Raw genomic sequence first — 25,966 nt, forward strand, 5'->3', positions numbered from 1 at the left:
GCGGTGCGCCCCACGTGGCACCGCAGGACCGTTGGTGTACTCGGAACGAGATAGCTTGTAGAAACAATTCAGTGAAAGGATTCTGCAGATGAATCTGGAGCACCGGGTCGCACGACTGGCCGATGTCGCCAAGCGCGCCGGCGTGTCCAACACGACCGCGTCCGTGGTGCTCAACGGGAAGGGTGAGCGGATCCCGGTGGCGACGCAGCGGCGCGTCGAGGACGCCGCTGCCGAGCTGGGCTACAAGGCGAACGGCCTGGCGCGCAGCCTGCGGCTCCAGCGTTCGCTGACGCTCGGTCTGATCTCGGACCAGATCGCGTCGCTGCCGTTCGCCGGCGCTCTGATCCGGGGGGCCCAGGAGGCGGCCTGGGAGGCCGGTTTCATGCTCGTCGTCGTCGACACCGATGCGGACGAGGAACGCGAACGCCGGGCGATCGAGGACATGCGGCAGCGGCAGGTCGACGGGTACCTCTACGCGACCGTCTACCACCAGGTCCTGGCGCCCCCAGCCGGCCTCGTCGACACGCCGTGCGTGCTGGTCGACGCGCGGGATGCGGGGGGTCGGTTCACATCCGTGGTGCCGGACGACGCCGGCGGCGCCTACGACGCCGTGATGCACCTGGCGGCCGCCGGCCACCAGCGGATCGGCTACCTCCAGAACATCGCCGACATCCCCGCCACGTCGCTGCGGCTCGAGGGCTACCACCGGGCGCTCGCGGACGCCGGCCTCGATCGCGACGACACGCTGATCGAGATCGCGGTGCCCGAGGACCGGGCGCAGTCGGCCGAGGCAGCCCGTCGCCTGCTGGATCGGCCGGACCGGCCGACGGCGCTGTTCTGCTTCAGCGACCGCGCGGCCGCCGGCGCGCTCGTCGCCGCCCGTCGGCTCGAGCTCCGGGTGCCGGAGGACGTGTCGCTCGTCGGCTTCGACAACCTCGAACTCATCGCCGACTGGGTCGACCCCGGCCTGACGACGATGCAGCTGCCCCACGAGGAGATGGGGCGGTGGGCGGTCGAGCAGCTCGTCCGCCTGATCGACGGGGAGGACGGTCCGCCCGTCCAGCACCTCATGCCGTGCCCGATCGTCGAACGCGGCTCGGTGGCACCACCGCCCCGCTCGAGCTGAAGAGGGCGCACACGCAAGGCGGCCCCGAGCACCGGTTCGAGGCACGTTCAAAAGGGAGAGGAACACCGATGATGAGCACGACCAGCGCCTGGAAGGCGGTCGCGGCAGCGACGCTCCTGGCCGTCACCGCGACGGCCTGCGCGAGCGGCACCGTCGACGAGCCCACGGGCACGACCGATGACGCCGAAGCCTCCACGAACGGAGGCGACGACCCGGTCGAGGTCGCCGCAGGCAAGCAGGCCGTCTCGCTCTGGACGCACTCGGCCGGGAACCCCGCCGAGATGGAGAAGCTCGACGCCTGGCTGGAGGAGTTCAACGCCATCCAGGACGGCCACCAGCTCGTCGTCGAGTCGTTCCCCCAAGGCGCCTACAACGACGCCGTGGTCGCCGCTGCGCTGTCCGACGGTCTCCCCTGCCTGCTGGACATCGACGGTCCGAACGTGCCGAACTGGGCCTACGCCGGTTACCTGGCACCCCTGGACCTGCCGCAGGAGACCGTGGACGCGTTCCTGCCCACGGCCGTCGGGCAGTGGGACGGGCAGGTCTACGCCATCGGGCAGTTCGAGGCCGCCGTCGCGCTCCTCGCCCGCGCGTCGGATCTGGACGAACTCGGCCTGCGGGTCCCGACGATCGACGATCCCTGGAGCGGCGAGGAGTTCCAGGCGGCCCTGGACGCCTACATGGACAGCGGCGAGTTCGAGTTCGCGTTCGACCCCGGCATGGCGTGGACGGGCGAGTGGTACCCCTACGCCTTCTCCCCGCTCCTCCAGAGCTTCGGCGGCGACCTGGTCGACCGCGACACCTTCCTGACCGCCGAAGGCGTCCTCAACGGCGACGCAGCGCTCGCCTGGGGCGAGTGGTGGAGCTCGTTGTTCGCCGACGGCTACGCCCCCGGCACGAGCCAGGACGCGACCAACCGGGAGACCGGCTTCATCGACGGTCGCTACGGCCTGCAGTGGAACGGCATCTGGGCCGCCAACGCCGCGATCGAGGAACTCGGTGACGACGTGGTCTTCCTGCCGGCGCCCGACTGGGGCGGCGGCTCGACCATCGGTGCCGGGTCCTGGCAGTGGGGCATCTCCGCCGGCTGCGAGCACGCCGACGTCGCCCAGGCCTTCATCGAGTTCATCCTCGAGCCCGAACGGGTCGCCGCCATCGCGGATGCCCAGAACGTGATCCCGGGTCGAGCAGACGCCCGCGAGCTGACCGAGAAGTTCAGCGACGGCGGCGACCTGGCCGTGTTCTACGACCTGTCCGCCGCCCAGGCGTTGATCCGTCCGCCGAGCCCGGCCTACACGGCGATGGCGCTCATCTTCGAGAAGGCGGCCGCCGACATCGCCGACGGTGCCGACGTCGCGACCGCGCTCGACACCGCCGTCGACGAGATCGAACGGGACATCGCCGCGAACGGCGGCTACGGCCACACCTAGCCGACGCGCTCTGGCCGGCCCCGCTGCTCGCGAGCGGGGCCGACCAGCCAGGTAGCAGCACACGGTTCGGCAGCGTGCGAGGGAGGAAGCACCATGTCCACGATCACCCCGGCCCGATCGGTCGATCGCCCCGTCCCCACCGCTGCACCGCGGTCGCGGACATCCCAAGGGCGGACCGGCTGGTTCATGCTCACGCCCGCCCTCGTGCTGCTCGTGCTCTTCCTCGTGGTCCCGTTCGTCTCGGCCTTCGCGCTGAGCTTCACCAACCAGCGCCTGATCTCACCGAATCCGACCGAGTATGTCGGCACCGCACAGTTCACCCGGCTGTTGACGGTCCGACCGGTCACCCTCAGCCCGGAGACCGACCCCGCCACGGGCGGATCCCTGCGCGACGACGCCGGCGCGCTGGTGTACCCGAGCCTGCGCGAGCTGACCCGAGACAACCCCGATCGACCCGAGCTCGCTGGCCTGCAGGAGTGGACGAGCTTCTCGCTCGGCGAGCGGCGGATCGTGTTCCTCGCGGGCGACGCCGTCTTCATGCGCTCGCTCGTGAACACGCTGATCTTCGCGGTGGTGATCGTGCCGCTGCAGGGCGGCCTCGGGCTGCTCCTCGCCCTCCTGGTCAACAAGCGGACACGTGGCGTCAACGTCTTCCGAGCCATCTACTTCGTCCCCGTCGTCATGTCGATGGTGGTGGTGTCCATCCTGTGGTCGTTCCTGTACGACCCCAGCAACGGGCTGATCAACAACTCCCTCGGCTTCCTGACGCGAGGGGCGCTCGGACCCATCGATTTCCTGGGCGATACCAGAACGGCGCTCCCGTCGGTGATGCTGATGTCGGTCTGGCAGGCCGTCGGCTTCCACATGGTGATCTGGCTGTCCGGCCTCCAGAGCATCCCGGGGACGCTCTACGAGGCGGCCAGTATCGACGGTGCGACCCGGTGGCAGGAGTTCCGGTTCGTCACGTGGCCAGGGCTGCGTAACACCATGGTCTTCGTCATGATCACGATCACGATCGCGGCGTTCGGCCTGTTCACCCAGATCGACGTCATGACGCGGGGTGGGCCGCTCGACTCGACCTCGACGGTGGTCTTCCACGCCGTCCAGCAGGGCTACCGCCAGCAGAACATCGCCTACGGGTCGGCGATCTCGGTGGTGTTCTTCCTGATGGTGCTCGTCGTAGCGCTCGTCCAGCGCGTCCTGACACGTGACAAGGACTGACCGTGACCTCCACCGCTCCGACCCTGCCAGGTAGCGCCGCGTCGACCACGAGCCATCGGCGTGTGCGTCGCGGGTCCCTGCCCGACTGGGACCTGCGACGCGCGTTGTTCATGTCGCTGCTGGCCGTCTTCTTCGTGTTCCCCATCGTCTTCATGGTCGTCGCGTCGTTCAAACCCGACGGTCAGCTGCTGCGGGACGTCTCGTCGTTCCGGGCGTTCGTGCCGTACGGCGACCTGTCGCTGGACAACTACACCGGCGTCTTCGCGCGCGTGCCTGCCGGACGGTTCATCTTCAACTCGTTGCTCGTGTCGACGGTCACCGTCGCGCTCGGACTGTTCGTCAACAGCCTGGCGGGGTTCGCCCTGTCCCGACTGACCTTCCGGGGCTCGAAGGTCGTCCTGACCGCGCTGATCGCGACCTTGATCATCCCGTTCGAGACCATCGCGGTCCCGTTGCTCCTGGTCGTGAGCAAGCTGCCATGGTTGGCACTCGAAGGTGGCGTCCCCGTCCTCACCCGTGGTTGGCTCAACACCTACCACGTCCAGATCCTGCCGTTCGTGGCCAACGCCTTCGCCGTCTTCCTCTTCGCGCAGAGCTTCAAGTCGATCCCCAAGGATCTCGACGAAGCCGCACGCGTCGATGGTGCCAGCTCCTTCCAGATCTACCGTCGCATCATCGTGCCACTGTCCGGACCGACCTTCGCGACCGTCGCCATCCTGACCTTCCTGCCCATCTGGAACGCCTACCTGTGGCCGCTGATGGTGACGCAGAGCTCCGAGATCCGGCCGGTCATGGTCGGCCTCCAGTACTTCTTCCAACTCGACGTGGCGTGGGGCGAGATCATGGCCTACCTGTCGATGATCACGGTCCCCGTCCTCGTGATCTTCCTCGCCTTCCAGCGCGCGTTCATCGAGAGCATCGCCGCCAGCGGCGTGAAGGGATAGACGTGACCCGATCCGCGGCCGTGACCCGCCCGACGGTCCACTTCACCCCACCAGCGGCGTGGCTCAACGATCCCAACGGTCTCGTGCACGTCGACGACGAGTACCACGTCTTCTACCAGCACCATCCGGCATCGGACGTCTGGGGCCCGATGCACTGGGGCCACGCGGTCAGCACCGACCTGCTGCGCTGGCAGCACCTGCCGATCGCACTCGAACCGGACGAGAAGGGCACCATCTTCTCCGGGACGGCGGTCGTGGACGATGACGACACTGCCGGCTTCGGTGCAGGAGCGCTGCTCGCGTTCTTCACCCACCACACCGACCGACAGCAGTTCCAGAGCGTGGCCTACAGCCACGACCGGGGACGCACCTTCACGAAGTACGAGGGCAACCCCATTCTCGAGGAGCCATCGGCCGGGCCGGACTTCCGTGACCCGAAGGTGTTCCGCTTCCACGGCGACGAAGGGGAGGCGCACTGGATCATGGTCGTGGCGGCGGGTCACTGTCTCCGGCTGTACCGGTCGGACGACCTGCTGAACTGGAAGCCCACGAGCACCTTCGGCGAAGGCCAGGCGGACCACCTCGGCGTGTTCGAGACGCCTGACCTCTTCCCCGTCGCCGTCGACGACGGCGACTCGCGCAGGTGGATCCTGTCGGTCGGCCACCTCAGCGGCGGGCCGGCCGACGGTTCCGGGACCCGGTACTTCATCGGCGCCTTCGATGGCGAGGTCTTCGTGCCGGACCAGGACGCATCCGTCGTGCGGTGGGCGGATCACGGCGCCGACTTCTACGCGGCACAGACGTGGTCGGATGCTCCCGACGGACGCCGCATCTGGGCCGGATGGCTCAACAACTGGCGCTACGCCGACACCATCCCGTCCGGCGGCTGGCGCGGCACGCTGTCGGTGCCGCGACAGCTCGGGCTCGTCACGACACCGTCCGGCCTGACGCTCGTCCAACAGCCGATCGCGGAGCTTCGGGGCGCCGGACTCGAGGTGGTCTCCCTCCGCGACGTCGATCCCACGGACGCGGCAACGGCGCTGACCGGCGTCGAGGGCACCCATCTCGACATCGAACTGACGCTCGACCTGAGCGCACCCGGGGTGACCGGCTCGGTGGAACTCGCCGTGGCCATGGGCGCCGATGAACGCACCGTCGTCAGGTACGACACGGGGACCGGGTCGATCTCCGTCGACCGGCGTGCATCCGGGCTCGCTGACTTCGCCGAGGGGTTCGCGGCGGAGCACAGCGCCACGCTCGGCACGGTCGATGGCGTGCTGGCGCTGCGTGTGATCCTGGATGGCACGTCGGTCGAGGTCTTCGCCGGCGGCGGTCGGGTGGTGATCTCCGATCTGATCTTCCCGAGCGGTGACAGCCGGGCGGTCTCGCTGGTCGCCCCCGCTGGATCGCGTGTCGTGGCACTGGACGTCCGGGATCTCGACACCGCCACCGGCTGATCCGAGGCGTCCTCCCTCGCGGCCCTGGAGGGAGCTGACGACCCCGTACCCATGATGGGTGCGCCGACCCGTCCCGGTGTGGTCGACTCGCGCAGCCGACCACCGGCATCCACCTGGGGAGGAGCCCGACCGTGGCCATCGCAGCCGTCGACCCGTCCACCGGCGAGACCATCGCCACCTACGAGGCCCATGACGGCGACGCCGTCGAGCAACGGCTCGCCCGGGCGTGGGAGGGGTTCCTCGGCTGGCGGGGCACGACCTTCGACGAACGCGGCGACCTGCTGCGTGCCGCGGCCGGCGAGCTCGAGTCGCGACGCAGCGACCTCGCCGAGCTGATGGTGCGCGAGATGGGCAAGACCATCACCGCGGCCGAGGCCGAGGTCGACAAGTGCGTGAAGGTGTGCCACTACGAGGCCGACCACGGCGAGGCCAACCTCGCCCACGACGTCATCGAGACCGAGGCTGCCCGCAGCTACGTGCGCTTCGACCCGCTCGGCCCCCTCCTGGCCGTGATGCCGTGGAACTTCCCGCTGTGGCAGGTCTTCCGGGCGCTCGCGCCGGCGACGATGGCCGGCAACACCGTGCTGCTCAAGCACGCGTCCAACGTGCCGGGGACCGCGCTGGTGATCGAGGAGATCATGCGGGCCGCCGGCGCGCCCGAGGGGGTGTTCACCACCCTGCTGGTCGGCTCGGACGCGGTCGAGGGCATCATCGCCGACCCTCGGGTCCGCTCGGTCACGATCACCGGTTCGGTGGGTGCGGGGCGCAAGGTCGGCGCCGCCGCCGGTGAGCACCTCAAGCCCTCCGTCCTCGAGCTCGGCGGGTCGGATCCGTTCATCGTGCTCGACGACGCGGACGTGGTCACCGCCGCGAGGGTCGCGCGCGACTCGCGCCTGCTCAACAACGGCCAGTCGTGCATCTCCGCCAAGCGGTTCGTGGTCGTGGACGCCGTCGCCGACGACTTCGTCGAGGCCTTCGTTGCCGCCGTCGGGGAGTCGGTCATCGGTGACCCGATGGATCGGGACACCACGCTCGGCCCTCTCGCACGCGAGGACCTGCGCGACGACCTGCACGGCCAGGTGCGCGCCACCGTCGACAGCGGCGCAGAGCTGCTGACCGGCGGCGAGGCGATCGACCGGCCGGGCTTTTACTACGCGCCGACGGTGCTCGACCGCGTCGACCCGGGGATGACGGCCGCCCGGGAGGAGACGTTCGGGCCCGCCGCCACGGTGCTCCGCGTCCCCGACGAGGACCACGCGATCACGGTGGCCAACGACACCGATTTCGGCCTCGGTGCCAGCATCTGGACCGAGGACCTCGAGCGGGGCGAGCGCATCGCGGCGCGCATCGAGGCCGGCTGCGTGTTCGTCAACGAGCTGGTCAAGTCCGACCCGCGGGTGCCCTTCGGTGGCGTCAAGGATGCTGGGTACGGCCGCGAGCTCGGCGCCTACGGCATCAAGAGCTTCGTCAACGCCAAGACGGTGTGGGTCGAGGGCCGGGCCGCCGACCGCGACTGAGTGCGAGCCTCAACCCCCGATCGGAGGCTCTCGGAGGCTGAACGGCGGACCCTCGAGACGGACCTCGTCGTCGCCCTCCGCACCCTGGGTGATGCGGTAGGTGCCGCCGGGGAGCTCGTCGGGGAGGACGAGGAGGTCGGGCCCTGGACCGTCCCGGGCCACTTCCATGAGGCCTACACCGGGAGCCTCTTCGAGCCAGGTCGGCCCCCGTTCGGCTGTTCCGGTGGCGAGGATGTGCGTGATCTCCCAACCCCCGTCGAGCTGACGTTCGAGGTTCCAGACGAGGAGGCGAGAGGGGCTGTCCGCGAAGCTCACGGTGAACTCCTCACCTGGTGCAGGAGACGCCGGCGAGAGGACGATGGCCGGTTCCTCGGCGACCTGTGCTGCCGGTTCGGGTGGCCGGTCCACGGCGGCACGCTCCGAGCTTCCCTCGTCGGAGAGCCCTGGTCCGCATCCCACCAGCGTCGCCAGGAGCGCGAGCGTGACGAGGTTCCGGCAGCGTCGCATCGGCGTGACCTCCGTGGTGGCGTGCACGGTTGGACGAGCAGCGAGCCCTGGGGTTCCCGCCGCCGGGCGCCGCTCGCGAGCGCTAGTCTTCCTATACTTCCTCGCCTCCCCTCGCTACAGTCGCTGACCTCACCGGCGAGGAGCATCCGATCCCGAACCCGTTCGAGGTCGACGACGAGCATCCCGGCGCGCTCGATCCGGGTGCCAACCCGTTCCGGCCGGGCATGGGTCTCGTGCCGCCGGACTTCGGGGGGCGCGACGAGCCGTTGCGGCGGGCCAAGACGGTCGTCGACCGGCTCGCCCGCGGGACACCGGCACCGTTCGTGCTGTACCGAGGGGTGCGGGGGGTCGGCAAGACGGCGCTGCTCGCTTACGTGCGCCAACAGGCGGGCCGCCGGGGGATCCTGACCGCCCACCTCGAGGCCGACCGGGACGACGCTGAGCTGGTCGGAGTGCGTCGTGGACTGCTGCACGAGGCCGCACCGCTGCTCGAGGGGGTGGACCGGGACCTGGCCCGCCGGCTCGCGGCCATCAGCGTCTCCCCCGCGGCGGACCCGACGACGCCCGCCGGGGCGGCGACGCTCAAGCCCGCACCGAACGCCGCGGCCGGCGTCGAGGCGCTGGTCTCGGACGTGGCGTTGCTGGCCGGGGCGACCGGACGCAGCGTGCTGCTGACCGTCGACGAGGTGCACGAGGCCGAGGACCGGCTGCTGCGGCCGCTGCTGCGTGCTGCGCACCGGGCGGCGCAGGACGCCCTGCCGCTCGGGATGCTGCTGTCGGGGCTGCCGTCGGCGGCCGAGCACGTCTTCCGCGAGGGCCAGACCTACACCGAACGGCTCGAGCGGATCGATCTCGGGCTGCTCGACCGCGTCGGGACCGCCATCGCGATCCGCGGGCCGTTCCAGCGCGACGCGTCGGCCGAGGTCGACGACCTCGTCGTGGACGCGATCCACGACGGCTCCGGCGGCTACCCGTGGTTCGTCCAGCTCTGGGGGGCGGCGCTGTGGGATGCGGCCAGCTCGCCCCACCGGATCGAGCTGCCGGACGCACGGCAGGCCGGTGTGGAGGTGCACGACCGGGTGACCGCCTTCTTCGCCGACCGCTGGTCCCGGGTCCCGTCGGGGCGGGCGACCAACCTGGTCGTCGCGTTGGCGGAGGCGGGTGGGGACGTCGAGGTGGGCACGCTGCTGGAGACCCTCGACCTGACCCACCAGGCCATCTCGCCGGCCCGGCGCGACCTGCTGGACCTGGGTTTGTGCTGGTCGCCGTCACGCGGCCGGCTGGCGTTCACGGTGCCGGGCTTCGCGAGTTGGATCGCGCGCACGCGGCCCCAGGACGGGTGAGGCTGTCTCAACCGAGGTCGGGCCGCCGCGTGTGCCAGGGCGCCGCCGCCTCGAGCTGGGCCGCGATCCTCAGGAGACCAGCGTCGCCCCAGGGCCGTCCGACCAGCTGCACCCCGACGGGGCCGACCTCGTCGTCGTGGTGCAACGGGAGGCTGATGGCGGGCTGACCGGTGAGGTTGGCGAAGGGGGTGATGCCGACGAAGGCGGTCTGGTCGGCGAACACGTCGGCGCCGTCCCAGCCCTCGTAGTGCCCGTTCGGACGCGACGGACCGGTCAGCACGGGTGCGAGCACGGCATCGACGTGGGCTGTGCTCGCGATCGCCTGCCGGCACCACAGCTGCAGCTGGAACTGCGCGGCGGCGAGGTCAGCCGCGCTGCGTTCCCGTCCGACCTCGCCGAGGTAGCAGTTGACCGGTTCGAAGGTCGCCGGGTCGAACGGCTGAGCGGCGAGGGACGCGGCCCAGACCGTCAGCACCAGATCGGCGAGGTGCTCGGGCACCACGATGTCGACCTGTTCGACCTCGTGGCCGAGCTCCTCGAGCAACGCCACGGTCCGATCGAGGGCGGCGTGCACGGTCGGGTGCAGCCCGTCCGGGGTGAACGGGGCCCGGCGGGTCACCCCGATCCGCAGTCGACCGACCTCGGCGCCGACCTCCTGGAGGAACGGCCTCGCCGGTTCGGGCGCCCGGCCGGGGTCACCGACCTCGTACCCGGACATCACGTCGAGCAGCAGCGCGGCGTCGGCCACCGTCCGGGTCAACGCACCGCTGGTCGCCAGACCGAAGGCCAGCTCACCGAGCACCGGACCGTTGGAGATCCGGTCGCGCGAGGGCTTGAGCCCGACCAGGCCGTTGATGGCAGCCGGGATGCGGATCGAGCCGCCACCGTCGGACCCCTGCGCCACGATGCACAGCCCAGCTGCGAGCGCCGCCCCGGCGCCGCCGGACGAACCGCCGGCGTTGCGGGTGGTGTCCCACGGGGTCGCGCAACGCCCGTACGTGGCGGTGTCGGTGTGCCCGATCGTGCCGAACTCGGGCACGTTGGTCTTGCCGAGCGGGACGATGCCGGCGCCGAGCAGCCGTGCGACCGACGCCTCGTCCAGCGGCGACTCGAACTCCGACCACGACCTGGTGCCCATCGTGACCCGAGCTCCTGGTCGACGCTCTACGGACGCTAACCCGCGGAGGTCCCCGGTACCTCGGCCGGAGGGCTACTCGACCTCAGCGATCGCGCGCAGCCGGAACGCCACGCTCGCGTCACCACCGAGCCGGAGCGGATCGGCGGGTCCCCGGCCCCAGAGCCACCGGTCGAGGTCCCAGGCGGCCCCGCTGATCGTGGTGCCGACCACGACGTCCTCGGCGTCCTCCAGGACCCGCGCGACATCCTGGTCGTAGCGCTCGCCGGTCGCCGGCGAGGTCCCCGTGAACCGTCCGAAGCCGAGGACCCAGCTGTCGCCGGTGTCGGTGGCATCGACCCGTACCGCGGTCCCGTCCGGGTGGAAGCTCGCCCAGCTCGGGGTGGCGATCATGTCGCGCAGCAGCTCGTCGATGCCGTCGGCCGCGACCGCGGGCGCGACGTCGCTGACGGGTGCGCCGGCCACGAGCTCGGCGTCGACGCGGTGGATGATGGCCTCGTGGGCCTGGCGCCGCGCCACCCAGCCGACGTGCCCACCGCCCTCGAACCAGGACCAGCACGCCTCGCTGCCGTCGCGGCGTTCGAGCGCCGTCACGAGGTCGGCGCTGCGCCGGGCGACCGTGGCCAGCAGCTCGCGGTCCGACGTGGGGCGTTCGGGCTCCACGAGCGGTTCCACGTCGTCGAGGAGGTCGGCCACGACGGCGCCCCAGAACCACTGGACCTCCGCGAGGTGCCACGCCAGGTCGGCGGCGCTCCAGCCCGGGGTGGACGGCACGACCCGCTCGAGGTCGGTGCGCCGCAACGCTCGGAGGAAACGCGCGCTCTCCTCGGCGACGATGGCGGTGGCGGTTGCGGTGTCCATCGATGGTCCCCCGGTCGGCGGGCCGGCATCCCGGCACCGCGGTGCTTACCGCCGGGACGGGCGGGCCGCCCCGAACCTGACGCGGTGCGGCGCTGCCCGCTCCGTGCGCCGGGAACCAGCCCACGACGACCCGCGGCGGCGTACGGTCGTGGTCGACGACCGCGAGGAGCGCGCCCGATGACCGACCACACCGGACCGGGCGCGCCCGCCGCCGAGGCCGCCCCGCAACAGCTGTCGATCAGCGGCGGTGAACGTCGGGCGCTCGCCGAGCGGCTCGACGGGATGGAGTCACGGATCGACGACGTCCTCGACGTGCTGCGGCACATGGCCGTCATGACAGCGTTGGAGCGTGAGGTGACCTCGCTGCACGCCGCGATCGAGGAGAACGGTCGGATCACGCAGCGACTGCTCGAGACGGTCGCCGCGGTCCGCGCCGAGGTCGCCGAGGTCCGGGGGTCGCTCGAGGGGTCCGGCCCCGACTGATGGGGCCGGCGGCCCTCGAACGCGTGGTGGTGCGGGAGGAGTCGGCGGGTAAGCCGGATCCTGTCCCCGCCGCTGGTTACCCGTGCGGCGGGTGGCGACCATCTATCTGGGGCGTCGGTCTCCCGACGCCTCGAGCGGCCCACCTGGGACTGCGTCGAGCAGCTCGGTACGAGACCTCGCCGCTCGTGTTTCGGGCGGAGCCACCCTGTCCCTGCTCGGCCTTGCTCCGGGTGGGGCTTGCCTAGCCGCGACGGTCACCCGCCGCGCTGGTGAGCTCTTACCTCACCGTTTCACCCTCACCTGGTCCGCGCGTCCCGCCGGAGCGTGACCTGCGGACCGGGCGGTCTGCTCTCTGTTGCGCTTTCCGCGTGTCACCACGCCTGGGAGTTACCCAGCACCCTGCCCTGTGGAGTCCGGACTTTCCTCACCCGATCCCGTGACCGGGATCGGACGCGGCCGCCTCGCCGGCTCCTCCCACGGCGACCAGGGTACCCACCCACGCGTGGTCGACCAGGGACGAGCTCGAACCATCTCGCTAGGCCAGGGCCACGCCAGCACCGACGACGTAGAGGATGAGGGCGACCGAGAACACCAGGACCGGCAGGTGGTAGGTGTAGCGGTGCCACACCACGACGGAGCTGAGCAGGAACCCGACACCCACGAGGATGAGGAACACGGACCCCTGCAGCACCGGGAACCGGCCGATGGCGAGGTAGCCGTACAGCAGACCGAAGAGCATCAGGCCGAGGCTCAGGAGCGCGTTGAAACCGATCCAGACGTCCCACATCGTCGCCTGGCTCGTGACGTTCGGCGAACTCGCTTCCATCCGGTCCCGCAGCCCCGGATCCTCCGGCCGCAGATCCGCACCGAAGAACGTGCCGTGCAGGTGCAGCGTGCCGGCGAACAGCACGATCCCCGCGCTCGCCGCGAGCAGGATCTGCGCAACCATGGGGCTCTCCTCCTGTGGGCCTGCCGTCGTGACGCCGGGGGACCACCCCGCGCGTTGTACGTTAGCGTATAACCCGCACCCTGCGACCCGCGGATGTCCACGCCAGGGAGAAGGTCCGGCTGGCGGGGACGCTCACCTTCCCCGACGGACGCCTGCTCCAGGTCGCTGGCGGCCGAGGACGGTGGCCCGGTGTCCGGTGCGACCGGACGAGGTCGTACCCGTCCGGCCGAGTCCGGCGGACGGGGCTCCGGGCCGCCCGCCTACGCTGCAGGAAAGACCAGGAGGACCGTGTGATCCAGGACGACGCTCGCCGACCGGGGACGCGGTCCCCGTGACCCGGCCGCTGGTGGTCGTGGCCAACCGGCTGCCCGTCTCCCGGGCGACCGATCCGGCCGACGGCCGGTTGACCTGGCAGGCCTCCGCGGGTGGCCTCGTGACCGCGCTGCGACCCGTGGTCGACGAGGTCGGCGGAGCCTGGATCGGCTACGACGACGATGCAGCGGGCGTCCCGGATCGGGTCGACGGGCTGAACGTCGACCTGCACGCCGTCGGGCTCAGCCGGGCCCAGGTCCGCGGGTACTACCACGGGTTCTCCAACCGCACGGTCTGGCCCCTGTTCCACGACCTGGTCGCCGACCCAGTCGTCGACCGACGCTGGTGGCACACCTACCAGGACGTCAACCGCGCCTTCGCCGAGGTCACCGCCGGTGCCCTCGAGCGCGCGCGTCAGAGCGAGGACCACGACGAGCAACCCCTGGTGTGGATCCAGGACTACCACCTGATGCTCGTCCCCGAGATGCTGCGCAACATGGCGTCGACGGCGGACACCCCCGTCGGGTTCTTCCTCCACATCCCCTTCCCGCCGCCCGAGCTGGTGGCTCGGCTCCCCTGGCGGGACCAGCTGCTCCAGGGGATGCTCGCTGCCGACGCCGTGGGCTTCCACACCGTCCGCTACCGCGACAACTTCGTGCGGGCGGTCCAACAGCTCTTCCCGGGCGTGACCACCCTCGGGGACTCGATCGCGCTGCCCGACGGCCGCCACGTGCGGTGCGTGGCCCACCCGATCTCGATCGACGCCGATGCGTTCGCCGAGCTCGCCACCTCCGCGGCCACCGAGGCCGAGCTCGCCGACCTGCGCGAACAGTTCGCCGGCCGGCGGGTGCTGCTCGGCGTCGACCGCCTCGACTACACCAAGGGCATCCGCCACCGGCTCCAGGCCATCGAGCTGCTGCTCGAACGCGAACCGGACCTGCGCGGCAAGGTCGCCTTCGTCCAGATCGCGGTGCCGTCACGCGACGACGTCAAGGAGTACCGGGACCTGCGGACCGAGGTCGAGACCGAGGTCGGACGCATCAACGGCCGGTTCACCGAGCCAGGCCACGACGTGCCGGTCCACTACTTCTACCGTGGGGTGTCGCGCGAGCAGCTCGCGGCCTACTACCGGCTCGCCGACGTGATGTGCGTCACCCCGCTCAAGGACGGCATGAACCTCGTCGCCAAGGAGTTCGTCACCTGCCAGGCCGCCGGCGACGAGGCCGGTGCACTGCTGCTGAGCGAGTTCGCGGGCGCGATCCTGGAGTTCGGGGAGCAGGCGGTGCGCTGCAACCCGTTCGACGTCGAGGGCCTCAGCTACCTGCTCGCCTCCGCGCTCGAGCTCCCGGAAACCGAACGTCGCCGGCGGATCCAGGCGATGGCCGAGGCGGTCCGCGAGCGGGACGTCTACCGCTGGGTGGCCGACGAGCTCGCGGCCATCGAACGCGGGCACGGAGGCATCTGACGTGACCGCGGCGGCACCGGAGGACGACGACCTGGAGGCGCTGCGTCGCAGCATCGGCGACCCACGCCGGTGGACCGTGGTCATCGACTTCGACGGGACCCTGGCACCCATCGTGGACCACCCTGACCGCGCGGCACCGGCACCCGGAGCGATCGAGGCGATCGAGGACCTCGCCCGGGTCTGCGAGGTCGCGTTGCTGTCGGGTCGCGCGCTCGACGACCTGGTCGCGAGGCTCGGCCGCACCCCGCCCGGGGTGCTGCTGGTCGGCGGTCACGGCAGCGAGGCACGGCACCCGGACGGCACCCGCACCGCACTGACCGACCTGGATGCCGCGACGGCAGCGCTGGACGAGGTCGAAGCCACGATCCGTCCCCTCGTCGACGAGACCGCGGGGTGGATCGTGGAGCGCAAGGCGACCTCCGTCGCGGTCCACCACCGACGGGTCACCCCGACGGAGGTCGACCGGATCCTCCCCGAGGTCCGACGCGCGCTGGAGGGTGCCACCAGTTCTGCGCCCGGCTTCGTGGTGCTCGACGGCAAGGCGGTCGTCGAACTGCGGGTGCGCGGGACCGACAAGGGCGTCGCCCTCCGGTGGATCCTCGACCGGGCCGCCGCTCGGGCTGACCTCCTCCCCGGCCGTCCGGACATCAAGCCGCTGGTCTTCGGTGACGATACTACGGACGAGGACGCGTTCGAGGTCGCGCTCGAACTCGGAGGCCAAGCGGTGAGGATCGACGAGCTACCGTCGGCGACCAGCGCGCGCTTCCGATTGCGGGACCCCGGCCGGGTCGTCACGCTCCTGCGTGACGTGCGCGATGCTCTCGGCCCCGACCCGTCGGTGGGGACCCCGCGCGCCGCCTGGGATGCTTCGGACGCCGGGGGAACCCAGGCAAGATGAGGACCGTCCAGCCACCGTGCCGGACGACGAGCACCGCTCACGAGCGGTGAGGACGAGGTGAGACGTGGGACGCCCGACGGCAGTCACGCGCACGCGTGCAGGCCTGGAGCGCATGGTCGTGCAGCTCGAGGACCGCACCACCCGAGCGCTCGTGCTCGGCGGTGGGTTGGCGCTGTCCTTCGCCGCTCACGCCGTCGTCGATCCCGGCGCGGCGTGGCTCGCGGCGCCGGTCGCCTTCGTGGCCGGCATCGCCGTCGGGACCCGGCTGGCGCTCACCATCGCGGGGGTCGCGGTGTTCGGCCACCTCGGCATCGACGTGGCGGACGGGCTGCGGGGCGACGAGGTGCTCGGGCTGCTCGTGCGCAGCACCGTGCTGCCGTTCCTCGCCCTGGCTGGCGCGGCGGGGGCCCAGCTCGAGCGGCAGCGCGACCGTGCGCTGCACCAGGCGATCAGCCAGGATCCGGTCACCGGGTTGCTCAACGTGCGCGTGTTCTACGACGAGGTCGACCGCCTCCGGGCCGACGGGACCCCGTTCTCGATCCTCCTGGCCGACATCCGTGGGATGCGTCGCCTCAACGATACCTACGGCCACCCGACCGGGACCGAGGCCGTCCGTGTCCTCGCCCACGTCCTGCGCCGCGCGACGGGCAACGACGCGGCGGCCTCGCGTCTCGGCAGCGACGAGATCGGTGTGTTGCTCGTCGGTGAGGACCGCGAGCGCTGCCGGGCGGTCGTCAAGGACGTGATCGCCAGGCTCGGCCACGAGAACGTCACGCTGCCCGACGGCGAGGCGTTCGAGGTGCACGCCGCCTACGGCATCGCCCGGTGGCCGGAGGACGCCGACGACGCCGTGGCGCTGCTGCGCGCCGCCGATCGTGCCAAGGACCGCGCCAAGGCCGCCGGGCTCGACGAGGTCGGTCAGGCGTGACCGGCCGGGTAGCGGTCAGCGCACCACGAGCAGACGCCGGCACTGCGGACAGGTCGTGAGCGTGCCGCCCTTGTAGAGCTCGTCGACGTCCGCGCGCGACATCTCGATGCGGCACGCCGAGCAGGCCAGTCCGTCGAGCTGGCCGACGCCGGTCCCGCCGCCTCGCGCCGCGGCGGCCTCGTAGCGTCCGAGCAGGTCGTCGGGCAGCTCGGCAGCCTCGCGGTCGCGGTCGGCCTTCGCCTCGCCGAGCTCAGCGAGCAGGGCCTTGGCGACCTCGTCGCGCGCCTCCTCGGCGCCACGGGCACGGGCCCGGGCCGCGACCAGATCGGTGTCGACGGTGCTCCACCTGCGCTCGAGGTCCTCGACGGTCTGCATCACCACCAGGAGGTCCTCCTCGTGCTCCTCGAGGCGTCGCTCGGTCGATTCGATCTCGGCCTCGACCGAGGACATCTCACGTTGGTTCGTGACCGTGCCGTCGTACAGACGGACCCGCTCGGCATCACGACGGTTGCCGAGCGTCTCGATGTCGCGTTCGAGGGTGCGCTGTTCGGTGTTGGCGCGCTCGAGCTTGCTCGACAGCTCCTCGAGCTGCCGCTCGAGGTCGGCGACGCGGGCGACGGCCTCGTCGAGCTGCTGCTGCTCGGGCAGCGCGTCAAGACGGTGCTCCACCTTGCGGACGTGGTGGTCGGCCGCCTGCAGGGCGAGGAGCCGGTCCAGCACGGCATCGCTCGGGGACTCCGGCACCTTCACCTCCACGGGACGGTCGGGGTGTTCGACGCTACCACCGGGGCAGCGAGGCCCCGTCGCGACGCCGCGTCGGTCAGCGCTGCAATCCAGTGGGGCAGCGCCGCCACCTCCGTGGCGTGGTGTCCGGCGTCGATCAGGGCCAGCCCCTGCTCGACCGCGTCGAGGGTGACGTGGTGGCGCAGGTCGCCGGTGACGTACACGTCGACGCCGGCAGCGAGCGCGGCACCGATCAGGCCATCGCCGGCTCCACCCACCGCGGCGACGGTCCGCACGACCCGGTCCGGGTCCCCCGCGACGCGCAGATGGGGTGCCGGCAGGCGATCGCGCAGGGCTGCGGCCACCTCCGACAGGGCCAGCGGCCCCGGCAGTGAGCCGACGACACCGAACCCGACCGTCGCGCCCGTCAACATCGGCAGCAGGTCGTAGGCGACCTCCTCGTAGGGGTGCGCCGCCAGCAGCGCCCGCACCGCCGCTCCGACCCCTCGCCGGGGCACCTCCATCTCGAGGCGTACCTCGTCCTCGAGCGCGACCTGCCCCACCTCCCCGCTGAACGGCGTCGCGGCCGGGCCCGGCCGGAAGGTGCCCTGGCCGGCCACACGGAAGGCGCACCGCTCGTAGTCGCCGATCGTGCCGGCGCCGGCCGCCGCCAGGGCGTCGAGCACCGGATCGACGTGCGATTCCGGGACGAAGGTGACCAGCTTGCAGCGCTCGCTGTCGCGCAGCTCGGTGGTGAGGGGGCGACGATCGGTCAGCGACAGCGCCTCGGCCACCGGATCGGACGTCCCCGCACCGTCCCGGGCGACGTCGAGGTTGGTGTGTGCGGCGACGACGGGTACGCGCTCGGTCGCGGCCAGCAGCGCCGTCCGCCCCGACGCGGTGCCCGGGGTGAGGCTGGCCAGCGGCCGGAACAGGAGCGGGTGGTGGGCGAGCACGAGCGTGCCCGCGACCTGCGCGGCCTCGCGGATCACGTCCCCCGTGACGTCGAGGCACACCAGCACCCGCGTGACGTCCCAGGCCGGGTCGCCCACCTGGAGCCCGACGTGGTCCCACGACGCGGCCTCCGCGGGCGGGTAGCGCTCGTGGATCAGCGTCAACCAGTCACCGACGGTCTCAGGCACAGGTGCGGTCCTTCGCTCGCGGGTCCGGCAGCCTACGCGGCTAGGTTGCGCGCCCCGGGCGGTTAGCTCAGCTGGCCAGAGCGCCTCGTTTACACCGAGGAGGTCGGGGGTTCGAGCCCCTCACCGCCCACCGGTCCGGCCCCTTCGGCGCGTCAGCTGAGGTCGCGCACCTGGGCCGGCGAGAGGCGGGCCACCCGCCGACCGGCCGCGCGTAGCGCCTGGATGTCGCCGGCGGCCTGGGCGCGCTTGAGCTGCGAGAACGAGTAGGTCGCGCCGGGGACCTCGGCGTCCTCCGGATCGTCCCCGACGACCACGAGGAAGCCGGCTGCGTTCGGTCCGCCCTTGTGGAGCTGCCCCGTCGAGTGCAGGTAACGCGGACCGGTACCCACCGTGACCGGCACCTTCAGGCGTGTGGCCAGCCGCTGCGCCGCGGCTCGCACGCGATCCTCGTCCTCGCCACCGGGGGTGACGAACGCGAGCAGACCGAGGTAGCCGCCCGGCTCGACCGCCCCGAGGACCTCGGCCGCCTCGCCGGTCTCCGGCAACGACACGTCACCGCCACCCGCGGCGGCGAGGACCGCCGACGTGGCCGCCTTCGCCGACTGCACGTCCGGCTGGTCGAAGGGGTTGAGCCCGAGCAGCGCGCCGGCGATGGCCGTGGCCACCTCCCAGCGCACGACCTCGGCGCCGAGCTGACCCGGACCGTCCCACGGCAGCTGCACCACCGGTGCGCCGGCGGCCGCGAGGCCGTCGCTGTGCTTGCGATCACCCAGCGCGACCACCAGACGGTCGTCGCCCAGCCGATCGACCAGGGTGGCGGCGTCCTCGTCGAGCACCGGCACGATGCCCATGCCGTGCTTGCCGGTGGACTCCGCCACCAGCTGCTCGACCCAGCCGCCGAAGGCCGCCACCTCGTCGGGCAGCAGCAGGGTCAGCTTGTCGCGTCCGCGGCGGGCCGCAGCGGCGAGCACCGCACCGAGCACCACGGGGGTGTTGCGGTCCGGATCGGTCGAGCTCACCGCCTCCAGCAGCTCAGCCGCCGGTGCGAGGTGGGCCTCCAGGTCGAGGCCGAGGATGGCGGCCGGGAGCAGACCGAACGGGGTCAGGGCGCTGAAGCGGCCACCGACGTCCGGCTGACCGTGCACGACGGCACGGAAGCCCGCGTCCACCGCCTCGGCGTCGAGGTCGCTGCCCGGATCGGTGATCGCGATCAGGTACCGGGGTGCCGCGTCGCCGTGGGTGTCACGCAGACGCGCCCGGAACCGAGCCAGGTGGGACCTGGTCTCGACCGTCGTCCCGGACTTCGACGCCGCGACCACGACGGTGGCCGACCACGGGACCTGGCGCTCGAGCGCCAGCACCGCACCAGGATCGGTCGAGTCGAGCACGTGGAGCCGCGGGTGGTCCGGCGCCGCGCCGAACGTGGTCGCGAGCACCTCGGGGTACAGCGACGAGCCGCCCATCCCGGTCAGGACCACGTCGGTGATCCCGTCGGCGACCAGTCCCGCGGCCACCTCACGGAGGTGGTCGAGGTCCCTTGCCGCCCGTTGCGGGGCGTCCAGCCAGCCGAGCCGGTCGGCGACCTCCGTCGGGTCCTGCTGCCACACGGTGTGATCCCGGGCCGTGAGGCGGGGGATCAACGCGAGGGCATCGGCGATCGCCGCGTCGACGTCGGTGGCGAGGGAACCGAGGGCGGAACGCATCAGGGACGACTCACGGGTCGGGGCTGGTACTGGCAGGTGGCAGCGAACCTAGCGGCGGCGTGCGTGCCCCGAGCGGGACGGACACCGGTCGCTAGCCTCCATGCGACCCCTCCCCGACGTCACGGAGCTGCGCGTGAGCGACCAGCCGACGCCCGAACCCGCCCGTCAGCAGCCGCAGGTCCAGGTGGTGGTGCCCGACGAGGCCAAGCACGGCGAGTACGCCAACTTCCTGGTCGTCTCGCACTCCCCGCACGAGTTCACGCTCGACTTCTGCCAGCTCCTGCCGGCCAAGGAGGCCGGCAAGGTCAACGCCGAGGTGGTGTCGCGGGTGCGCATCGCCCCGACCATGGTCGGGCGCGTCCTCAACGCCCTGAACACCAACCTGTCCGGGTACGAGGACCGCTTCGGCTCGGTCAAGGCCCTCGGATGACCGACGGTGTCACGGCGCCACCGGCGACGGTGAGCCTCCCCGAGGGCATCGAGCCGGGCGGGCGCTTCGGTGACTGGCGGCCCCCGTCACCGGCCTTCGTGGTGTGCGACGTGGACGGCACGCTCGTCGGTCCGAGCGCCGACGCCAGCGACGAGGTCGTCGCCGCCGTCGACCGGGCCCAGTCGGCCGGGTTGCGGGTCGGTTTCGCGACGGGCCGGATGCGCGGGGCCGTCGACGCGCTCCAGGCGCAGCTCCACGCGCGCGGCCCCCACGTGCTGCACAACGGCGCGGAGGTCCGGGCCGACGGGCGGACCGTCGCGGCCTGGACCCTCGAACCGGCGCAGATCGACGCGCTGTTGGCGATCGCGGCGGGTCGTGACGACCTGTACGTCGAGATCTACCCCGAGGACGGCTTCCTGGCCTCACGCTGGGACGAACGCGCACGCCCGCACTGGGGCATCCTCGGGCGGGAACCGAGCGGCGTGATCCGGTCCTCGGCGGACCTCGACGGCGCCCCGGTGCTGAAGGCCACCTTCGCCGTCTTCGACCGCGACGCGGTCCCCACCCTGCTCGAGGCGATCTCGGACGCCGGGTTGCTCGCCGGCGCGGCCGGATCGCCACGCACCCCGGAGCTGCTCTACGTCAACGCCACCCACCCCGAGGCCGACAAGGGGCGGGCCCTGGTCCGTGCTGCCGCGCACCTCGGGGTCGCGATGAGCGACGTGGTCGCCATCGGCGACGAGGCCAACGACCTGTCGATGCTCGCGGTGGCGGGCACCGCGATCGCCATGGGGCAGGCCGCCGACGAGATCCGCGATGCTGCCCACCTGGTGGTGCCGGCGGTCGACGCCCACGGTGTGGCGGTCGCGCTCGATGCGTGCCTCGCCTGGCGCTGACGTGGACCCGGTGCCGCGGGGCCGCCGGGTCCCGCTGACCGAGCGGCTCGACCCCCGCCGGACGGACCACGCGGCCATCGTCGCGGCGCACGAGGCAGCCATCCAGCGCGACGACGACGGGTACATCGACCCCTCGACGGGCTACTTCGTCTTCACCGCCCAGACGCTCTGGGACCGGGGCGACTGCTGCCACTCGGGCTGCCGCCACTGCCCGTTCGAGGACGGTGAGCGGGCCGGGCTGGACGGCCGGCCCGTGCCCGGTCAGCCCGAGCGCGGGACCGAGTAGTTCGGCGCCTCGTGGACCACGTCCACGTCGTGGACGTGGCTCTCGCGCGTACCCGCACCGGTCTGGCGCACGAACCGGGCACGGGAGACCAGGTCCGGGAGCGTCGCCGCGCCGACGTACCCCATGCCCGAGCGCAGGCCGCCCTCGAGCTGGGCGACCACCTCGCTGACCGCACCCCGGTAGGGCAGCAGACCCGAGACGCCCTCGGGAACGAGCTTGGAGGGCTGGCGGGCTTCCTCGCCGCTGCCGGCGAGCTTCTCGTTCTGGAAGTAGCGGTCGGCCGACCCGGCGCGCATCGCGTCGAGCGAGCCCATCCCCCGGTACTCCTTGTAGCGCCGCCCACCGACCAGCACGGGCTCGCCCGGCGACTCGTCGGTCCCGGCCAGGATGTTGCCCACCATGACGGCGGTCGCCCCGGCCGCCAGGGCCTTGACGATGTCGCCGGAGAACCGGATGCCACCATCGGCGATGGTGGCGACGCCGACCTCCTGCCCGGCGCGGGCACAGTCGGCCACGGCGCTGAACTGCGGCATCCCGACACCGGTCACCACACGGGTGGTGCAGATCGATCCGGGTCCGACCCCGACCTTGACCACGTCGGCGCCGTGGTCGGCGCACGCGCGGACCGCCTCGGCGGTGACCACGTTGCCGAGCATCAGCGGGGTGTCCGGGTGGCGGTCCTTGAGCTTGGCGGCGAACTCGAGGATGCCCGCCGAGTGGCCGTGCGCGGAGTCGATCGCCAGCAGGTCGACACCGGCCTCGACCAGGGCCTCGGCCCGATCCTCGCCCTCGGGTCCGACACCCACCGCCGCGGCGCACAGCAGCCGGCCTCGGGCGTCCTTGGCAGCGTTCGGGTAGGTGCGGACCTTCTCGATGTCCTTGAAGGTGAACATGCCGGTGAGCCGGCCCTCGGCATCGACGATCGGCAGCTTCTCCTTGCGGTGCTGCTGCATCAGGTCGCGGGCGCTGTCGAGGGTGGTGCCCGGCGCGGCGGTGATCAGCCCCTCGGAGGTCATGTAGTCGCTGACCGGCCGGTCGGGGTCGGCGCCGATGCGCAGATCGCGGTTGGTGACGATCCCCACGAGCCGACAATCACCGTCGACGACGGGGAAGCCCGAGACCCGGTAGGTGGACATCAGCTCGAACGCCCGGGCGACCGGGTCGTCGCGGCGGAGGGTGACCGGGTCCAGGATGAACCCGGACTCGGACCGCTTGACCGCCTCGACCATCGCCGCCTGTTCGGCCACGGACGCGTTCTTGTGGACGACCCCGAGGCCGCCCTGGCGAGCCATGGCGATCGCCATCTCCGCCTCGGTGACCTTGTCCATCGCGGCCGACAGCAGCGGCAGGCGCAGCCGCAGGGACGGGTGCAGCGTCGTGGACACCGACACGTCACGCGGCAGCACGGCCGACGCCTGGGGCACGAGCAGCACGTCGTCGTAGCTGAGCGCTTCTGCGATCTGCTCGGTACCGGACACGGGCACCCTCCGGGTGGGTCGACGGGACCCCACGGTACCGCCGCGACGGGCGGGGACGGTGGTCGCTCACCTCGTCACGGCGGCGAGCGCTCAGGCGACCGCTCGGGCGCCTGGTCAGGCGACGCCGATCTCGGCGAGGGCCATCTTCCACTTCTCCTGGTCGCGGGCCTCGGGGATGGGGTTACGGTCGGTGTAGACCACCTTCCCCTCGCGGTCGATGACGAAGGTCGCGCGCGCGGCGATCCCGAGCATCTCCTCGAAGACCCCGTAGGTCGCGGCGACCTCGCCGTGCGGCCAGAAGTCCGACAGCAGCGGGAAGTCGAAGCCCTGCTCGGTGGCCCACCGCTGGTGGGCGGGCGGCGAGTCGACCGAGATGGCCAACGTCTCGACCTCGTCGTTGCGGAACGCCTCGATGCTGTCGCGGATGCCGCACATCTCGGACTCGCACGTCCCGGTGAAGGTGAGCGGGTAGAAGACGAGCACGACGGCCTTCTTGCCGCGGTAGTCCGACAGCCGGACGGGCTGTCCGGTCTGGTCCTTCAGTTCGAAGTCCGGGGCGACATCGCCGATCTCGACACTCACGGGTGGTCCTCGCGGTCGGGGGCCCGGTCAGGTGACGGGCCGCGGGCGGGGCTGGAAGGTAGACGGTCGGCGGCGAGCCGCGCGAGCAGGGGGATGGCGGCGATCTTCTCGGCGGTCAGCTCCTGCCACCGGATGCGGCCGACGGGCCGCGGGCGGCCGCGTGCGACCTCGATGACCCGGTCGGGGGTCACGATGAGATCGACACGGACGTCGTGGGCGGCCACCGGGACCGCTCCCGCGGGCAGCACCTGGAGCTCGTGCACCGTGGTCGCCACGATCGTGCGGTCGTCGATCATCCCGGCCTCGGAGGCGAGCGCGAACTCGAGGTCCGCGAACCCGCCGCCCTTCCCGAGGCGCACGCCGTCCTCGGTCACCGCCACGCAGCCCGTCACGACCAGATCCACCGGTTCGAGGTCGTCGACGGCGACGGTCCGTGCGGAGCCCGACGCACCCTTGATCGACGACGACCGGCGCGGCGTGTCCGCGAGGTGATCCGGATCGAGCAGGAAGAACGGATCGTCGTCGGCCAGGCGAGGAACGGCCATGTAGACCGTCTTGCCGTCCTCCAACGCACGCTGACGCACCGGCCACTGCGGGCTGTCCGGGTTGGCCTTGACCGTCCGTGCCGCCCGCCAGGCAGCCGTGTCGCGCAGAGCTTCGGCCGCGGCCTCGGCGCCGACGAAGTTGGGGATGCGGTGCCGAGGTCCGGGGAAGCGCGCCACCCCGGGCACCTCGAGTCGGTCCCAGACCTCGGTCCGCAGCGTGGCCTTGCGCGCCAGCAGCTCGGCGTCCCCGCCGGCGTCCGCGTCGTGCCTCCGGTGGCCGCGGCCGCCGCGCCCACCCCTCACCGGTGGCCCGCCAGCCATCAACCGGACGACACGGCGGGCAGCACGTCCGGACCGTCGTCGTCACCGTCGGCCCCTGACCGCAGCTGCAGCAGCCGTGGGCGCTCCTCACCGACGATCACCGACTCGACCCCGCGGCGTTCGCGGACGACCTCGACCTGGTCGAGCTGCTTCTCGAGCTGCCGTCGCCGGGTGCCGTTGACGTTCTCGAAGGTGCGGCTGACCGTCTCGAGCTGGCGGCCGAGCTTGTCGACCTCCTCGGTGTAGCGACCCCACTGGTCACCGAACCCGGCCAGCAACCCGAGGATCTCGTCCGAGGTGCGCTGCAGCGACACCGTGTCGCACGACTGGCGGATGACGGCGAGCACGGCGAACAGCGTGCTCGGCGAGCACAGCACCACGTCCTGGCGCAGCGCCTCGTCGAGCAGCCCGGCGTCCTGCTCGTGCACGTAGCCGTAGACCTGCTCGTTGGGCAGGAACAGCAGGACGCAGTCGACCGTCCCGGCCGCGCGGTCCACGTACCCGCGGGTGGCCAGCTCCTTGACGCGCGCCCGGACGTCGCGCAGGAACGCCTTGCGGCACGCCTCGCGGTCCGCGTCGCCGGTGCACTCGAGCATCGCGAGGTAGTTAGCGAGCGGGAACTTCACGTCCATGTGGAGCTCGAGGTCACCCGGCAGCAGGAAGCTGACGTCGGGCCGGGCGCCGCTCGGCAGGGTGCGCTGTGTGACGTAGTTCACCCCGTGCTTGAAGCCCGCCGCCCGGAGCACGTCCTCGGCCATGCGCTCGCCCCACTGGCCGCGAGCCTGCGACGAGGTCAGCGCCTCACGGAGCGCCGCCGTCGTCGAGTGCAGCTGCGCGTGGGTCTGGGTCACGCCGGCGAGCTGCTCGCGCACCTGGCCGAGCTGCTGCGAACGTTCCGCCTCGAGCTTCTGCACCAGCTCGGTGACGTGGCCGAGGGTGCCGGTCATCCGCTGCAGCTCGGCGTCGATGAGCGCCTTCTTGCCGTCGAGGTCCGCGGCGCTGGACGCCGTCCGCGCCTCGAGCCGCTCCCCCGCGACCGTCACGAGCGTGTCGATCGCGTGCTGGAGGTCGACCTGGTGGCGCTGGGCCGCCCGTTCCGCGGCCAGGTGCTGCTGGTCCGCGGTGAGCTGCTGCTGGACGGCGAGCTCGTCACGCAGGGTCGCGGCAAGCGCCGCCGACTGCTCACGCTGCGATCGGGCCGCCCAGAGCGCAGACACGAGACCGACGACCGCGGCGGCCAGGACGGCCAGGACGATCGCGAGCAGGGTCGTCACGGTGGGTCTC

Annotated in this window: 24 protein-coding genes, 1 tRNA gene, 1 other RNA gene and 1 pseudogene; 15 read left to right on the forward strand and 12 right to left on the reverse strand. The window is 71.9% G+C overall.

All coding sequences use genetic code 11. The annotated features are described in order from the left end of the window. Window positions 1-88 precede the first annotated feature (88 nt). From NITAL_RS20635 to NITAL_RS20660, 6 genes are all read left to right on the forward strand, one after another. Complete coding sequence (locus NITAL_RS20635) at window positions 89-1,126, forward strand: LacI family DNA-binding transcriptional regulator (protein ID WP_052668201.1); 1,038 nt, start codon at window positions 89-91, stop codon at window positions 1,124-1,126. A 71-nt stretch (window positions 1,127-1,197) separates the two neighbouring features. Beyond that, the gene (locus NITAL_RS20640; RefSeq protein WP_083442270.1) at window positions 1,198-2,556 is read left to right on the forward strand and encodes an ABC transporter substrate-binding protein; all 1,359 of its coding nucleotides are present in this window, start codon (window positions 1,198-1,200) and stop codon (window positions 2,554-2,556) included. Between the two features lie 186 nt (window positions 2,557-2,742). Further along, window positions 2,743-3,777 carry an ABC transporter permease subunit gene (locus NITAL_RS20645; RefSeq protein WP_052669874.1) on the forward strand — a complete coding sequence of 345 codons (1,035 nt, stop codon included), beginning with the start codon at window positions 2,743-2,745 and terminating at the stop codon, window positions 3,775-3,777. 110 nt (window positions 3,778-3,887) lie between these two features. Then, complete coding sequence (locus tag NITAL_RS20650; RefSeq protein ID WP_083442271.1) at window positions 3,888-4,721, forward strand: ABC transporter permease subunit; 834 nt, start codon at window positions 3,888-3,890, stop codon at window positions 4,719-4,721. 2 nt (window positions 4,722-4,723) lie between these two features. Next, window positions 4,724-6,178, forward strand: coding sequence for a glycoside hydrolase family 32 protein (locus NITAL_RS20655; RefSeq protein WP_052668204.1), 1,455 nt, complete (start codon window positions 4,724-4,726; stop codon window positions 6,176-6,178). Between the two features lie 131 nt (window positions 6,179-6,309). Further along, complete coding sequence (locus NITAL_RS20660; protein WP_211262558.1) at window positions 6,310-7,695, forward strand: NAD-dependent succinate-semialdehyde dehydrogenase; 1,386 nt, start codon at window positions 6,310-6,312, stop codon at window positions 7,693-7,695. Between the two features lie 9 nt (window positions 7,696-7,704). On the opposite strand, the gene NITAL_RS28645 is transcribed toward NITAL_RS20660, so the two are convergent. After that, window positions 7,705-8,229 (reverse strand): hypothetical protein, encoded by a 525-nt coding sequence (locus tag NITAL_RS28645; RefSeq protein ID WP_052668206.1) that lies wholly within the window; start codon window positions 8,227-8,229, stop codon window positions 7,705-7,707. A 197-nt stretch (window positions 8,230-8,426) separates the two neighbouring features. Between NITAL_RS28645 and NITAL_RS20670 the strand changes: the two genes are divergently transcribed. Continuing rightward, a complete protein-coding gene (locus NITAL_RS20670; RefSeq protein ID WP_052668207.1) occupies window positions 8,427-9,545 on the forward strand; it encodes an ATP-binding protein in 1,119 nt (372 codons plus the stop codon). A 7-nt stretch (window positions 9,546-9,552) separates the two neighbouring features. Here the strand turns inward: NITAL_RS20670 and NITAL_RS20675 are convergent. Both NITAL_RS20675 and NITAL_RS20680 read right to left on the reverse strand, forming a co-directional pair. Beyond that, window positions 9,553-10,686: pseudogene (locus tag NITAL_RS20675) on the reverse strand (amidase); the annotation flags it as partial. Window positions 10,687-10,755: 69 nt separating this feature from the next. Beyond that, on the reverse strand, window positions 10,756-11,541 hold the full coding sequence (locus NITAL_RS20680; protein ID WP_052668211.1) for a maleylpyruvate isomerase N-terminal domain-containing protein: 786 nt from the start codon (window positions 11,539-11,541) through the stop codon (window positions 10,756-10,758). Window positions 11,542-11,718: 177 nt separating this feature from the next. Between NITAL_RS20680 and NITAL_RS20685 the strand changes: the two genes are divergently transcribed. After that, a complete protein-coding gene (locus NITAL_RS20685) occupies window positions 11,719-12,024 on the forward strand; it encodes a hypothetical protein (protein WP_052668213.1) in 306 nt (101 codons plus the stop codon). Window positions 12,025-12,057: 33 nt separating this feature from the next. On the opposite strand, the gene rnpB is transcribed toward NITAL_RS20685, so the two are convergent. After that, window positions 12,058-12,496: RNase P RNA component class A (gene rnpB, locus NITAL_RS26080), an RNA gene on the reverse strand. 63 nt (window positions 12,497-12,559) lie between these two features. Further along, window positions 12,560-12,973: an LIC_13387 family protein gene (locus NITAL_RS20690; protein ID WP_052668215.1), complete on the reverse strand. Its 414-nt coding sequence runs from the start codon at window positions 12,971-12,973 to the stop codon at window positions 12,560-12,562. Between the two features lie 331 nt (window positions 12,974-13,304). On the opposite strand from NITAL_RS20690, the gene NITAL_RS20695 reads away from it, so the two are divergent. The 3 genes from NITAL_RS20695 to NITAL_RS20705 all read left to right on the forward strand — a co-directional run bounded on the left by NITAL_RS20695 (window position 13,305) and on the right by NITAL_RS20705 (window position 16,576). Next, entirely contained in the window at window positions 13,305-14,750 is a 1,446-nt protein-coding gene (locus NITAL_RS20695; protein ID WP_052668216.1) for an alpha,alpha-trehalose-phosphate synthase (UDP-forming), read from the forward strand. Between the two features lies 1 nt (window position 14,751). Beyond that, the gene (gene otsB, locus NITAL_RS20700) at window positions 14,752-15,648 is read left to right on the forward strand and encodes a trehalose-phosphatase (protein WP_052668218.1); all 897 of its coding nucleotides are present in this window, start codon (window positions 14,752-14,754) and stop codon (window positions 15,646-15,648) included. A 64-nt stretch (window positions 15,649-15,712) separates the two neighbouring features. Further along, on the forward strand, window positions 15,713-16,576 hold the full coding sequence (locus tag NITAL_RS20705) for a GGDEF domain-containing protein (RefSeq protein ID WP_052668219.1): 864 nt from the start codon (window positions 15,713-15,715) through the stop codon (window positions 16,574-16,576). A gap of 15 nt (window positions 16,577-16,591) precedes the next feature. Here NITAL_RS20705 and NITAL_RS20710 read toward each other — a convergent pair whose 3' ends face one another. Continuing rightward, window positions 16,592-17,320, reverse strand: a complete 729-nt coding sequence (locus NITAL_RS20710; RefSeq protein WP_157042001.1) for a zinc ribbon domain-containing protein — start codon at window positions 17,318-17,320, stop codon at window positions 16,592-16,594. Window positions 17,321-17,322: 2 nt separating this feature from the next. Further along, entirely contained in the window at window positions 17,323-18,441 is a 1,119-nt protein-coding gene (locus NITAL_RS20715; RefSeq protein ID WP_052668222.1) for a Nif3-like dinuclear metal center hexameric protein, read from the reverse strand. Between the two features lie 56 nt (window positions 18,442-18,497). Here NITAL_RS20715 and NITAL_RS20720 point away from each other — a divergent pair. Next, window positions 18,498-18,571, forward strand: a tRNA-Val gene (locus NITAL_RS20720). A gap of 22 nt (window positions 18,572-18,593) precedes the next feature. Here NITAL_RS20720 and NITAL_RS20725 read toward each other — a convergent pair. Then, window positions 18,594-20,144: a hypothetical protein gene (locus NITAL_RS20725; RefSeq protein WP_052668224.1), complete on the reverse strand. Its 1,551-nt coding sequence runs from the start codon at window positions 20,142-20,144 to the stop codon at window positions 18,594-18,596. 133 nt (window positions 20,145-20,277) lie between these two features. Here NITAL_RS20725 and NITAL_RS20730 point away from each other — a divergent pair, with 133 nt between their 5' ends. From NITAL_RS20730 to NITAL_RS28220, 3 genes are read left to right on the forward strand one after another with little or no spacing between them, the layout of a single operon-like run. Beyond that, the gene (locus tag NITAL_RS20730) at window positions 20,278-20,574 is read left to right on the forward strand and encodes a DUF3467 domain-containing protein (protein ID WP_052668225.1); all 297 of its coding nucleotides are present in this window, start codon (window positions 20,278-20,280) and stop codon (window positions 20,572-20,574) included. After that, window positions 20,571-21,470: an HAD family hydrolase gene (locus NITAL_RS20735; RefSeq protein ID WP_052668227.1), complete on the forward strand. Its 900-nt coding sequence runs from the start codon at window positions 20,571-20,573 to the stop codon at window positions 21,468-21,470. The genes NITAL_RS20730 and NITAL_RS20735 overlap by 4 nt, the downstream gene beginning before the upstream one ends. Window position 21,471: 1 nt before the next feature. Beyond that, window positions 21,472-21,756 carry a C1orf53 family protein gene (locus NITAL_RS28220; protein WP_211262559.1) on the forward strand — a complete coding sequence of 95 codons (285 nt, stop codon included), beginning with the start codon at window positions 21,472-21,474 and terminating at the stop codon, window positions 21,754-21,756. Here the strand turns inward: NITAL_RS28220 and guaB are convergent. From guaB to NITAL_RS20760, 4 genes are all read right to left on the reverse strand, one after another. After that, window positions 21,732-23,234 (reverse strand): IMP dehydrogenase, encoded by a 1,503-nt coding sequence (gene guaB / locus NITAL_RS20745; RefSeq protein ID WP_052668228.1) that lies wholly within the window; start codon window positions 23,232-23,234, stop codon window positions 21,732-21,734. The genes NITAL_RS28220 and guaB overlap by 25 nt on opposite strands. Window positions 23,235-23,348: 114 nt before the next feature. After that, the gene (locus NITAL_RS20750) at window positions 23,349-23,816 is read right to left on the reverse strand and encodes a peroxiredoxin (RefSeq protein WP_052668230.1); all 468 of its coding nucleotides are present in this window, start codon (window positions 23,814-23,816) and stop codon (window positions 23,349-23,351) included. Beyond that, the gene (locus NITAL_RS20755; protein WP_083441838.1) at window positions 23,813-24,682 is read right to left on the reverse strand and encodes a 5-formyltetrahydrofolate cyclo-ligase; all 870 of its coding nucleotides are present in this window, start codon (window positions 24,680-24,682) and stop codon (window positions 23,813-23,815) included. The genes NITAL_RS20750 and NITAL_RS20755 overlap by 4 nt, the downstream gene beginning before the upstream one ends. Then, the gene (locus NITAL_RS20760; RefSeq protein ID WP_052668231.1) at window positions 24,682-25,956 is read right to left on the reverse strand and encodes a DNA recombination protein RmuC; all 1,275 of its coding nucleotides are present in this window, start codon (window positions 25,954-25,956) and stop codon (window positions 24,682-24,684) included. The genes NITAL_RS20755 and NITAL_RS20760 overlap by 1 nt, the downstream gene beginning before the upstream one ends. Window positions 25,957-25,966 lie beyond the last annotated feature (10 nt).

This window comes from Nitriliruptor alkaliphilus DSM 45188 (genome assembly GCF_000969705.1).
GTDB lineage: Bacteria > Actinomycetota > Nitriliruptoria > Nitriliruptorales > Nitriliruptoraceae > Nitriliruptor > Nitriliruptor alkaliphilus.